Here is a 13,303-nt window from a genome sequence, read left to right on the forward strand (position 1 = left end):
GTGAAACAGGACGAACATTGAAGCCGCGTATCCTGGAACGCGGGGGCCTTGGCGCCGCGGTTGTGGCTCCCGTCACCGGGGATCCTGAGTCGCGGGTCCTTTATCAGGCTCCCGCTATGCCGCTTGCCGGCCGGCCAATCCAGCCTCCGACCGTTTGGGCCTCACGTTGGTTCCGGCGTCCGCTCGGCGAAGGAGCGCATCGTCAGCTAATTGAGACCGCCGACCGCCTTCTGTCGGCGGTGGAAGCCGCTGGCGTCGGTACTTTCCACGCGCCGCTACCGCTTGGGCCTATTCATTGGAATGCGCAATGCCGCGCGCACTTCTGGATGCCGGAGGAAACGGATATCCACATTGATGCCTTCTACTCCCGTCTCCATCCGGACGACAGGCTTCACACGCATGCAGCGGTAGAAGCGACCGTGACTTCTGGAACGCCTTATGACGTTGAATACCGCGTTGTTTCGCCAGCAGGTGAGATCAGATGGATCCGCGCAAAGGGCGCGGTCAAGTATTCCGAAGCCGGCATTGCAGTGCGGTTCGACGGGGTCACGATTGATATCAGCGAGCAGAAACGCGTTCAGTTCGAGCGCGATCAGTTGCTACTGCGCGAGCAGCTGCGACGTGCTGAGGCCGAGCAGCAGAGCGAACTTAAGGATACGTTCATTTCTATGGTATCCCACGAGCTCAGGACTCCCCTCAACGCGATACAGATGTGGACTGACCTACTTGAGCGGCAGTCCAATGATCGGGCGTTCGTCAGCCGCTGTATCGAAGTGGTGAAGCGAAACATACTGACCCAGGTGCGCCTTGTCGATGATCTGCTGGACGCAACACGAATTGCTGCAAGCAAAATGCGCCTCGATCTGCGTCCGCTATCACTGACCTCTGTCCTCGGCGGAGAGGTAGAGGCTTTGGCGCCTCTCGCAGCGGCAAAAAATGTTGGCGTCAACTTTACGTATCAAGGGGAGATTGTGGTGCCAGGCGACGAACTCCGCCTGCGACAGGTCTTTTCCAATGTGCTAGGCAATGCGCTGAAACATACGCCCGCAGGCGGCAAGATTAATGTCAGCCAGGCTGTCGTGAGCGAACAGATTGTTGTAGAAGTCAGCGATACGGGGGAGGGGATCCCGGCAGACAGACTCGAAAGCATTTTCGACATGTTCTCGCAAGTTGACACCTCGATGACGCGTCGTCACGGAGGACTAGGGCTAGGCCTCGCCATCTCTCGCGGACTGATCGATTTGCATGGAGGCTCCATTGTCGCCAGGAGCGAAGGTAACGCGTTAGGTGCCACGCTCATTATTACGCTGCCTCTTGGATCCCCTGAGCCGGACGACACGAAGCTGAGCGCTGCTACTTCGTCCGAGCCTGCTGCCGGTGCGCTGCGCGGGCGCAGTGTGCTTGTAGTAGAAGACGAGCCGGATTCGCTCGAGGCGATGCAGGAGTTACTTGCAAGTCTAGGTATGTATGTGATCACTGCGGATTGTGCATCCAAGGCGCGCCAGTTGCTTGCCGGTCGCAGTGTTGATGTCATTTTCTCGGACATCAACATGCCCGGTGAGGACGGAATTCAGTTTGTCCGCTGGCTACGTGCACGGAATATTCTCACACCGGTATTCGCCACAACCGCGTTAGCGACTGAAAAACATATGAATCAGGCAACTGAAGCGGGATTCACTGGATATCTGACAAAGCCACTCGGACGCAATCGTGTGATTGCGGTGCTTCTCGACCTTATGTCATCAACAAAAAAGGGGGGTGATTAGTCTAATCCAGGCAGGGTAGGCGCCTGGCACACACGATTCTCCTGTTCCGGATATTTCCGTCGCTTGCTACCTGCATTTCTCAGGCAAATCTCGGCACCGAGTTGGAACGTAAGGACCCCATCGGCGATCCACGCGGATGTTACTTCGATACCTGTACTTGAGCCGCGACATGGGCCGAGCCGTATCGCGCATCCCGAGGATGCTCCAGGGATGACCAGCCGGCTTTCTGAAACAACGCATCAGCCGTCAGGCTTGCATTCGGCTCACAGGGTCGATAAACATCCGCAGTCCCCCTAAAGGCATTCAGGGAAACATTGTGGGCCAGCACGTTCATGGAGTACAGCACGGATTACAGGATTGGTGATGTGCGTGAGGCATGCGTGCATCGCGCACCCGCGTTGCCCATCCGGCATCAGTCTGTCGCACGCGTAACCGAAGTCAGCACCGAAGCGTTGCATCGGGTGGGCGAACTGCACGCAATTCCCGTCCCGATTCATGGCAAACTACCGGAAGAACGAACATGTGTCAGACAGGATCAGGCGCGTACGCGGCATTTCAAAGGTGGCCCCGTGGACACCGGCAACAACACAGCCAAATGTGTTTCCCGTGCAATCGCTCGGGGCCGGGTAAGCTCCCTCTACTTCGCTCCCTCTACTTCGGCTCAAACCGCAACGGCGATTGCTCAGCCGTTCACCACACTCCGGTTAGTGCGGCCAAACTGGACGGTCCTGATTCCGAAGCCTCACCCGAAGCCTGATTACTGCCCGCATCGTCCATAGATCCTGTCAACCGCGTCGTCGAACTGTTGCCGTGAGTCGTCGCCTATCACCTTGACAACGCTGTCTGAGCTGAGCGGGCCGCGCTCAACCGTCCAATAGCGACATCCAGTCAAGATCGGTATGCAGATGGCTACCTCTGAGGCTGCCTGGCAATCTGCTTACGGGCGCCGTCAAACTGGACCGTATCCAATCCGCAAGAGAGCGAATCAACAGGTATCGCAAAAGGTACCCGCAGCGAACATCAACAGCTCAGGCAATTGCCACACCGAATCCTTGCAACTGTACTGCCTCATTTACCAGTCAAGGACGAGCAGTTCGCTCGACGCGATCCGAATACGATGTCATCACAATCGATCACATACATGCAATAAACGAAGTGACATCATGTGGTATGAAAAGGCCAATCGGCTGCAAGTCGCCAGTTGGCGATACATCAATTAACGCCTGAACGTTATCCATTGCTCGCTGAGCGGGCTCTCTTGCTGCCATGTCGAAGCGACATATACCCGAGTTTTTCACTGCACTGATTGAGCAGGTGCTAACGGCCGACAAACCGCTGACCACTTCGGAAATACATCGTGCGGTCGGAGGAAACCTCGACAAGGTCCGTAGCGCGCTATCGCAACTTCGTACGGCGCGCCGGATCCATATTTGCGCCGTCACTTCCTCGAACCAGCGACTTTACAAGCTTGGTGAGGGCGAATCGGCTCTTCCTTTACCACTCCCCAGTGACTGGCCTCGAGCCGATCCTGTCATAACCGCAGCAATGTATGCGATGGTCCGCCCGCCGGTCCCATTCGTAAAACCAGGCGATGCTTGATCAGCAACCGGTCTGGATCATCTGAGTGCAGCGTTCATCCCAACTTTAGCGACCCGCATACGATACTTGAATCGACGGCTCTTCGGCAGCGCGATCCATACTGCCGGCAAAGCTGCCGCATTTGATTTGAGACGGCATGGGAGCGGGGATAGTGCCAATGCTCATTTGGCAGCCATTATCCGTGAACGATCGGTATGCTACCCGTTCAGGCCATTTCCTGCTGTCAGCCGCACCTGTCGGCGAAGGTGAACGCTCCGCGAGATACGAGCAAATTCCCGCCGTAAAACCTGGAAGAACAGACCGGGAAGAGTCACGCGAGGGCTTCTTCTTTCTCCCCCTCATTTCCTCTTCGTACCATCCATGCGCCCTTCTGGGCTATGGACAGATCATAGAACATAACAGAAGCGCTGATTTCGAGGCTTAGACTTGCCTTGATTCCATTTTCCGCGAGAGACCTTATGAGCAAGCACAATCTCCCGTCCTGGGGTGTGACGACGAAGCTGCCGCTGACGCAGTCGGGTGTCTGATTGATCGACAGGCCTTTGAAGCGCGTTCACCTTACCGGCAGTGCCGTCGCCCCGATCAAACCGCTTAGCTTAAGCTTGGCGATCGCGGAAATACCTTGATCGAAGACGTGTAGCGATGCTGCGGAAGTATCCCGGCCGTGCTCTTTTGAACCGTCTGCTTTAGTTGTGTGAGACAAGTTGTCGGACGCGATTGCGAAAGCGTCGGAACGCTCCGCTCAGAAGGACGGGGACATGTCAACGTTGTGTGCACTCGCGCTATTCATGGGTATCACCTGCCTCTGTTTTGCCGAGCTTGATTCAAGCGTCTCGGGGCTCGCCGAACTGATGTATGTCATGGGAGTATTTCTCTACGTGCAGTCAGTTGGCCGGCGCAAGATGCTGCGGTCTTCTGGCGTGGAGCCGGAGGCGGGTATGGTGCTACTGAAGGCCGTCGCGTGGCCATTAGCAACCCCGGTAGCCGTCGCATTCGGGCTGTTTCGAACTTTGATTTGCCTGATGCAGGCGGACGATGGATCGAGGGACTAATGGCACCTGTTGATCCGTGCGGGCAACGGCGTAGAAGCGGACTGTAGTGTTATTTGATTGCGCTAGCTACAGAACACACGGACTCAACTTGTCAGACAACGGCACAGCCATTTTTTTCACAGGATTCTGATAATCTTTTCATCGGGCTGACAACCGATTCGGTCAATTCCGGACAGGCAGGGCGGCAATTGCACTGGACGCGAGCAAATGGTTAAGGGCCAGGGAAGGCTGTCCAGGTTAGGCAGCCCAAAGACCAGTCAAAGCGTCAAAAGGCGAGAGCGCTGCTTCCACAGATCTTCGACTCCAACTATGAACCTGCGAAGTCCGACGATTGCTGGCGTGGGTAGCCGGTGCATTGATCGTCATGAATATTCGCGGCGATGATGTCCGCTTCGTCCCGGTGTGTTTGATATGCCACTTGCAGGCGGCAATCGATGTGATGGTTGCTGCACCTAGCAACATTGCTTCCGATCGCTTGCGCTTCGTTTTCGTTAAATGCGGCCGCCCTTTCTGCACAGCGGGCCGCTCCGCGACATCGACCTCGTTGGCCAATGAAGTCGCCAGACTTTCGCGCTGCGTCCTTTGGGGATAGGTAATTTTCCATATCGCTCCCGGTGTTGCCGGAGGCCTTTCGCGTATTCTGTGGTGGCAAGGACCGACTTATGTCAGCTCCGGCAAGTTTGGCAAGCCTTCCCCATAGACGCCGGCTTCCGGAGGGGATTCGGCGCAGAAGGTGAGCGACTGTATGACCGGGCACTTACGGTTCTGGCTGGACTATGCATTCTCCTGCATCGATTTAATAATGTCTCTTTCGTTGATTATCTTCGACGTGCATGACATGCTCTCTTTGATACGGTACTGGCAGTTAGATTTTTTTAAGAAGGGGTCCCGACTGACTCTCATGGACCAAGTGCTGTTGCTTGCACGCACGGAACCATACATCATTCAGGTGTGGGTCGCGAACTTGCATTCGTTAAAAGACTGACAGGTGAGGTGCCGCACGCCGCAGCAAGGGATGTCCGAATCGTCGCCCCGATCACGTAAGAAATCTGGTGGCAGCGTCATCGAAGGCCAGACTCTTAATCACGCTCGCTGATACAGGGCGCTGCGTATCCGATCGCTGATAGCGAGAGGGCGTGTGCGCGCCTTGCCGGCGGTATCGGAAGCCTCGTCCTCGCACGTATTCCACGGCAATGGTCTGGAACAGCATGAGACACACGACTTTGCACCTTCGACCGATCCTGCTGATCTTCCTGACGTTGGTCGTGGGTCATACGTTTGCAGGCGACGATCCGAATACGCCTGACGCGTCGCTTTTGCGCGAGCAGGTGCTAGTAATACCTGGTGAGCCAGCCCCACCAGCTCTGTTGCAGGTGACACTCTTTACGCCTCCGGGGCCCGGTCCTTTCCCGCTCGCTGTGATGAACCACGGCGCGACGGGGGACGTCCCCCCGTCGCAGCAGCCGCGATACCGCCTGACGTTCTCTGCCTGGTATTTCCTGTCGCGGGGATACGCGGTAGCGCTCCCAATGATGCGAGGTTATGCGGGATCAGCGGGCATGCTGGTCGGTACAGATTGCGACGACGTTGGCATCGGCCTTGAAGCGGCGCGCGATATTCGCGCAGTCATCGAGAACCTCAAGCAAAGGCCCGACATCGATGGATCGCGGATCATCGTTGCAGGGCAGAGCTTTGGGGGATGGAACACACTGGCGCTTGGCACGCTCAATGTGCCGGGAGTAAGAGGGTTGATCAGCTTCGCCGGTGGCATGAAGCCGGTGAGTTGTGCGGATCCGGCAGATGCATTGACGAAAGCTGCTGCCTATTATGGAAAGGCGACGACGACACCTTCGATCTGGTTCTTCGGGGACAATGATCAGGTATTCGAAACATCGCTGTGGCACGCGATGTATGCCGCCTATACGGCGGCTGGAGGTCCCGCCGAGCTGGTTGCATACGGAGCGTTCGGCGCTGATTCGCATCAGCTGCTCAGTGCGCGCAACGGGCTGCGGCTATGGGTGCCCGCGGTAGACAGCTTTCTTGCACGGGTTGGCTTGCCCAATGTCGAAACTTATCCCGCATACATGCCGTCACATGTCCCGCCCCCAAGTCATTATGCCGATATAACCGACGTTGAGGCACTCCCGTATCTCGATGGGGCAGGGCGGGCATATTACCGGAAGTTCCTCAATACGGCCCTGCCAAGAGCATTTGCCGTCGGACCAAACGGCGCCGCCTCGGCAATGGGCGGATTTGATCCAGGCGCGCAGTCGTTGAAGCTGTGCGCAGAACACGGGCCAGGCTGTCGGCTGTACGCCGTAGACAACGACGTCGTATGGACTCGGCCGACCCCCGTGCCACCCCCGACGCATTTCGCAGCTCTTGCGGATGTCGACGCGGTCCCTTATCTGAGTAGCGATAGCCGCGCCGTCTACAGGCAGTTTTTGCAGATGAGACGACCCCGTGCGTTTGTCGTGGCACCCGACGGAGGTGCAGATGGCGCTTCGTTAGGCGCCGACCCCGTCGCATATGCTCTCGCTCATTGCAGTCAACTCCACCAGAACTGCCGCCTCTACGCAGTAGACGGTGATGTTGTGTGGAGTTCAGGAAAATAAGCTTCGCCAACCGTGGCGCGTGCGTCTCCAGGCCGCCCTGGTTAAACGGCGGCACTCCGCGGGGCCATGAAACGAGGGCGCGAGTCAATGACTGACTTCATGGCGAGGTAGCCGAAAGAATGGCCAAGGCTTAAAGTGAACCAGCTGTGCCAGGTGCCGTCGCTAGCCGATCACGTATCGAGGGCCTGCAGCAGATAGACGCCGGTGCTTCTTATGGTCAAGAACGAATTTTGATAACACGGTTCTGGGCAATGACCGACTATAACCGGCTCGCTTCTGCTGGTTATATCGGTCGTCAGGATTGACGAGGTGCGTCCCGGTGCCGGGAATATCGCAATACGTCGGCGCCTCGTCCGCTCGCAGGTGGCGTCGCCGCAATGGTCGTATAGGAGTGGCGAAGACTCCCCGATGGCAGCTGTGTGTGCTGGCGGGTGAGAGAGATCAGACGGATGAATGAATCAGATGCGAGGTCCGCGTTATCGGTTGACTATGCCGAGACCATATTAAGGTCATCCGAGAATGACTCCTTCCGAAGCGCACACGCAAACGCCAGCTGACGAAATACGACGTTCGCCGCGGACCTCCTGGAAGTAGCCAGCTTTGGTCCGTTCGCTCGGTTGCACGTTCAAAAATCACTCGGACCGACGGACGTTGAAAGGACCGGTCATCCAGCCAGTGAAACTTTTCATAGCTGAAGTTCGCAAAGTTTAATTCGGAATCCTAGAATTATTAGGCCGGAAAGATTTCAATTTCTACTGGAGGCCGCTACAAAAAATCCCGGATTCGCCCATATCTTCGGTTTGAGCGGTCACAATTTCTCAGGGGAGAAGGGCTGGCGGCAGGTCCCGCACATGGTCGCGGACCTCGAAGCACCTGTCCGCGACGGACTGCCCAAATGCGCGCTGTGCGCGGGCGTCGAACATGCAACGCTAGGCGCTGAGGCCCGGCGTGCTTTATTTGCCCGCATCATTACCGAAGCGAGTTATAAGCGGCGTCGCGATCGGCTGACGCCAGACGGATCAGAAAAGACTGAGCGGCTGGCCAGGATCGTCGCGACGACGGCTTACGTCTGGAACGACGAAGACGACGCGCGGGAATGCCTGTCGACGCCGCACCCGGAGCTTCAAGTGCGGGCGCCACTCGATGTTGCGCTGACCGAACTCGGCGCGCGCCGGGTCGAAGAGCTACTCTGGAAACTGTTTTATGGGTTGCCGGCGTGGAATTGTTTCGAATCGCCGGCACTCGACATACGGTCCGGAGCGGCACCGGCGCGATGCTGGCGGGCGGCCGCTTCAACGGCCCGGGGCGACCGGTCATCTACGCCGCGTCGACCTTTGCCTGTGCGATGCTCAAGGTTCTCGTGCTTGCCCGCATCGGCAAGGTACCGATGACACAAGGCTAGGTTGAAGCAGCTTTCGCGGCGATATTTGTGTCAAACCCCATTCGGCCGGATTGTTGTCGGTGAGATGGGATGCGCCAGCACTGCAGGCGGAAAGGGAGTTCGGCGACGCCTGGCTGACCGGGTTGAGTACTGCTCTCCTGATGGAGCCTTCCGTCGTGGTCCGTACGGAATTAAACGTGCTCGTTAATCCTGAACACCCCGACGCGACGCGGATTGTGGTGACCGAGCCGCAAACTGTGGTGTGGGATAAAGGTTTCTTTGTGAAACCAAAGGGCTGACACGGCCAGATTGCCATGGTGGCCGGCTAGCCTCGCCTCGACGCTTTGGCCTTTAGTGGAAGTAACATAGACATTGCTTTCGGTTCAGTTCGCAATCGCCACACGCAAAGGCCATTGAGCGTCTTCGTGTAATTTGCATGTCTGGTGCCAATCGACACGGCTGCCAGGATTTATAGCTGCCCTGACGATTTGGTATAAGTAATGTTGAGGCATTGACTGCAGCAGCATGCAATGTCCTCGCCAGAGCAGGATGTCGGCTGCCGGCAGCGCCGAATAGGTTGTCGCGGCAATGCTTCGCCCGGGGGGGCACAGCCGGGCAGTATGGTTGTCCGTGCAACTTAAACTTGCCGGGCACCAGAGATTTCAATTCGATATGATCGCTTGCTCGCCCAACGGACACTCCGGACTGTATGATGATGGGAGTTAAAGACGGGCTTGATGCGGTGTGCAAAGCATCGGACGGATTGCCCGGCGCCGCCATCGGGCTCCAAGACGCATCCCTGACGATATGATAGTTGGCTACCGCTGCATCGTGTAATCAATGGAAAGGAACACCTACTCAAAGCTTGTAAGGCAACTTGCCGAACTCGATAGTGAAATAGAACGTGTCCGGCGTCTCGAACGTTGTCGGGTTATTGCAGAGATCCGCTCGCAGATGCAGGAATTCGGTATCAAACCAAGCGAACTTGTTGGACGCAAGCGTGGAAGATCGTCGGCGCCAGCCCGATACCTGAACCCGGAAACCGGGCAGACATGGACTGGTAGAGGGGCGCGCCCCCACTGGCTGGTGGGCAAGGAATCAAAAGAGTTCCTGATTGTCCCTCAGGAGTCGCATCGTTCTGGCGAGGAAGAAAGCGTCAAAAACTAGCGTGCATATTCGTTGATGGCGTCATTATTGGCGGTTACCTGGGTGAACCGCAAGCCATCTACGCTTCAGGCCTTTTCAAGGGTCCAGACGCTCGCCTCCGTGATGTACCGATTTTAGGTGGTCCCACCTGTATTCTGCCGCTTGAACCACCCTAGTGGCTGCGCCATGGCGATTCGTCCTGCCTAGGCAAGCTCGCGGCTTATGGAAGGATGACGGCATTGAATTGGCGGTGCCGGCCAAACGAGAGTCGCCTGGCAAACGGTGTCGAGCGATATCACTTTCTCCGCAAACGGCTTCGGGTTGTTGTGAGCAGAAGTGATTCGGCGAGAGTCAAACCAATAGCAGCATCCTGCGCTATTTAACATAATGTTAATTATCAACCATCGTGTTGTTAGTCCAAAGTTCAGATGTCGTGTTTCCGCTAAATTGAAATGTCGTGTTTGCGGGTTCAGGCTGGTGGCCAGCATGCCTTAAGGAGCGCTGGCCATGAACGCAACTGGGAAGATCACCATGTCGATGACCGAGCTGGACCGCTTGAAGGTGGTACAGGCCGTTTGCGAGCGGCGTCTGAAGCCAGGTCAGGCAGCGGAGCGCCTTGCGCTGAGCGTGCGGCAGGTCGAGCGCCTGGTGCAGCGCTATCAGGCCGCGGGCGTTGCGGGACTGGTGTCGGGCAAACGCGGGCGACCGGGCAACCATCAGTTGTCTGATGGCGTGGCGCGACGCGCGCTGGCGATCATTCGTGAGCGCTACGCGGATTTCGGGCCGACACTGGCGTGCGAGAAGCTTCGGGAATGTCACGGCATCGGTCTGTCGGTCGAGACGGTGCGTGTGCTGATGATGGCCGCTGGTCTGTGGATTCGTCGCAGGGATCGTCCAGCCAAGGTTTACCAGCCCCGAAACCGTCGTGCGTGTCTGGGTGAACTGATCCAGATTGACGGCAGCGATCACCGCTGGTTCGAGGAACGCGCGCCCGCGTGCACGCTGCTGGTGTTCATTGACGATGCGACTGGCCGGCTGATGACCCTGCACTTCACGGCGACCGAGTCGACCTTCAGCTATTTCGAGGCACTGGCGAAGTATCTGGTGGCGCATGGCAAACCGGTCGCGTTCTATAGCGACAAGTTCAGCGTGTTCTACGTCAAGGACCGTGCAAGCACGGCCGGCAAAGGCGTCACACAGTTCGGTCGCGCCCTGTACCAGCTCAATATCGAGGCGTTCTGTGCGAACACGAGCCAGGCCAAGGGGCGTGTCGAGCGAGCCAATCTGACGTTGCAGGACCGGCTCGTCAAGGAACTGAGGTTGCGTAACATCAGTACGCGCGAAGCGGCCAATGCGTATGCGCCCTCCTTCATCGCGGACTTCAACCGGCGCTTTGGCAAGCCGCCGAAGAGCGACCACAACGCGCATCGGCCGCTGCGTGACGACGAGGACCTGAAGCAGATCCTGGCCTATCGCGTGGCGCGCAAGGTCTCCAATGCGCTGACGGTGCAGTACGACCGGGTGATGTACCTGTTGCAGGACACCGAGGCCAACCGGCGTCTCATCCACGAGTACATTGAAGTGGTCGAATACCCGGATGGTGCGATCAAGATTCAGGCCTCTGGCCGCGTCTTGCCGTATCGCGAGTATGACCGGATTACGCGGATTGATCAGGGCGCAGAGGTGGAGAACAAGCGGCTGTCTGCGGCGCTGCAAGTCGCGCGGATGGTGCAGGCGCAGCGCGATGACCGGCGCGTTTCGGGCTCGCCTTCACGCACCCATACTGGCGAGGACGTCCGGGCGAAGAAAGCGCTGGTGGGCCTGAAGAAACAGCGGGCGATCACGTTAGCGGATGTCACTCAGGCCGTGCATGAGGTAAGCGTCAAAAAACGTGAAGAACGGGGGGTGGGCGGCTGCGCCGCCCACCCCAGGAACATCAGAAAAAACGCCGCAAAACCCGACATTTCAATTTAGCGCAGACCCCGACATTTCAATCTGGCCTCGACACGTGTTGTCAGAGCTTTTTAGAAATGTCCGGTTCTGGCTCATTGGAAATGTCCGGTTTTCCAACTCCGGGCTAGCTGTGGCGCATGCTGCGGCATCACAGCCAGCCCGGAGCCCGACCATGAACGGACGTGGACTCATCACGATCAGCATGCATGAGCTCGAGCGCGTGAAGGTCATTGAGGCGGTCGTCCAGCATCGACTGACGACCGTACGGGCGGCTGAACGTCTGCAACTGTGTGAGCGTCAGGTCAGACGGCTGGTGCGACGCTACGAGTCCGCTGGACCGGCCGGGCTCGTGTCGGCGCGGCGTGGACAGCCCAGTAATCGTGAACTGCCGGTTGATCTGCGGGCGCGAGCCATGGCGCTGGTGCGTGAGCGCTACACGGATTTTGGGCCGACGCTGGCGTGCGAGAAGCTATACGAGTGTCATGGGCTCGTGCTCGCCAAGGAAACCGTGCGGCGCTGGATGCGTGAGGCCGGGTTGTGGATTCCACGCAAACAGCGGCCACCGAAGCTGCATCAGCCGAGAAACCGTCGTGCATGTCTGGGCGAGCTGGTGCAGATCGACGGCAGCGATCATCGCTGGTTCGAGGACCGCGCACCGGCCTGTACGCTGCTGGTGTTCATCGACGATGCGACGGGCCGGTTGATGGTGCTGCACTTCACCGCGACCGAATCGACCTTCAGCTATTTCGAGGCGATACGCGCGTACCTTGAGCAGCATGGCAAGCCGGTCGCGCTTTACAGCGACAAGGCCAGCGTGTTTCACTGCAACAGCCATTCGGTTACGCCTGGCAAGGGCGTGACGCAGTTTGGCAGGGCGCTGTATGAGCTGAATGTAGATACGTTCTGCGCCAACAGCAGTCAGGCGAAGGGCCGTGTCGAGAGGGCCAACCTGACGTTGCAGGATCGTCTGGTGAAGGAACTGCGGCTACGCGGCATCAGCACGAAGGAAGCTGCCAATGCTTACGCGCCCCACTTCATCGCTGACTTTAACGGCCGGTTTGGCAAGGTGCCGCGCAGCACGTTCGATGCACACCGGCCGCTGCGGGCGGATGACGATCTTGATCTGATCCTGACGGTTCGTGTGCCGCGGCGCGTGTCGAAAGTGTTGACGGTGCAATACGACCGTGTGATCTATCTGCTTGAAGATACGCCAGCGAACCGCAGCCTGATTCACGGGTATCTGGATGTGTTCGAGTATCCGGACGGACGTATCGAAATCCGGGTGAATGGTGCTGCCCTGCCCTATGTGCCTTATGACAGGCTCTCGGAGATCGATCAGGCTGCAGTGGTCGATAACAAGCGGCTTGGACACACGTTACAGATGGCGCAGTTGATCCAGGCGCAGCGCGATGACAGGCGGGCGTCGGGAGCTCCATCAAGGACCAATCAGGGTGAGGCTCCACGGTCGAAGGAGCGCAAGGTGGGTACCCGCAAGCAGCGCGAGTTGACCCGGGAGCAGTTGAATGAAGCGATTCTTGGAACTGCCGGAGCGCGGGTTGGCTCGGTGCTTAAAAGCCCTCTAACATAAAGATTTCTGAACCACAAAATCGGACATTTCTAAAAAGTCCAAACCCGACATTTCAATTTAGCGCAGACCCCGACATTTGAACTTGGCGGGGACATAGGGTCGAATCATTTTTGATAGGCCAGACTGCGGTCCGTCTATTGGCGACAGTTATCCTTCTCACTGACCAATTTGCACAGCATTGTAAGAGTGCTAATATTGTGCAT

Annotated in this window: 6 protein-coding genes and 2 pseudogenes; all 8 read left to right on the forward strand. The window is 57.6% G+C overall.

What is annotated here, in order from left to right; translation table 11 throughout:
* The first annotated feature begins 17 nt into the window (after nucleotides 1–17).
* The 8 genes and pseudogenes from AAGS40_RS29950 to AAGS40_RS29985 all read left to right on the forward strand — a co-directional run bounded on the left by AAGS40_RS29950 (nucleotide 18) and on the right by AAGS40_RS29985 (nucleotide 13,100).
* Nucleotides 18–1,766, forward strand: coding sequence for an ATP-binding protein (locus tag AAGS40_RS29950; protein ID WP_345817641.1), 1,749 nt, complete (start codon nucleotides 18–20; stop codon nucleotides 1,764–1,766).
* Nucleotides 1,767–4,123: 2,357 nt separating this feature from the next.
* Nucleotides 4,124–4,417: a hypothetical protein gene (locus AAGS40_RS29955; RefSeq protein ID WP_345817642.1), complete on the forward strand. Its 294-nt coding sequence runs from the start codon at nucleotides 4,124–4,126 to the stop codon at nucleotides 4,415–4,417.
* Between the two features lie 1,208 nt (nucleotides 4,418–5,625).
* Nucleotides 5,626–7,032: a CocE/NonD family hydrolase gene (locus tag AAGS40_RS29960; RefSeq protein WP_345817643.1), complete on the forward strand. Its 1,407-nt coding sequence runs from the start codon at nucleotides 5,626–5,628 to the stop codon at nucleotides 7,030–7,032.
* Between the two features lie 851 nt (nucleotides 7,033–7,883).
* Nucleotides 7,884–8,249 (forward strand): annotated as a pseudogene (locus AAGS40_RS29965) (antitoxin Xre/MbcA/ParS toxin-binding domain-containing protein); the annotation flags it as partial.
* Nucleotides 8,249–8,712: pseudogene (locus AAGS40_RS29970) on the forward strand (RES family NAD+ phosphorylase). The pseudogenes AAGS40_RS29965 and AAGS40_RS29970, both read left to right, overlap by 1 nt.
* A gap of 541 nt (nucleotides 8,713–9,253) precedes the next feature.
* A complete protein-coding gene (locus AAGS40_RS29975) occupies nucleotides 9,254–9,580 on the forward strand; it encodes an H-NS histone family protein (protein ID WP_345817644.1) in 327 nt (108 codons plus the stop codon).
* Between the two features lie 510 nt (nucleotides 9,581–10,090).
* Nucleotides 10,091–11,533: an ISNCY family transposase gene (locus AAGS40_RS29980; protein WP_345817839.1), complete on the forward strand. Its 1,443-nt coding sequence runs from the start codon at nucleotides 10,091–10,093 to the stop codon at nucleotides 11,531–11,533.
* Between the two features lie 151 nt (nucleotides 11,534–11,684).
* Nucleotides 11,685–13,100 carry an ISNCY family transposase gene (locus AAGS40_RS29985; protein ID WP_345817840.1) on the forward strand — a complete coding sequence of 472 codons (1,416 nt, stop codon included), beginning with the start codon at nucleotides 11,685–11,687 and terminating at the stop codon, nucleotides 13,098–13,100.
* Nucleotides 13,101–13,303 lie beyond the last annotated feature (203 nt).

Source organism: Paraburkholderia sp. PREW-6R (assembly GCF_039621805.1).
Taxonomy (GTDB): domain Bacteria; phylum Pseudomonadota; class Gammaproteobacteria; order Burkholderiales; family Burkholderiaceae; genus Paraburkholderia.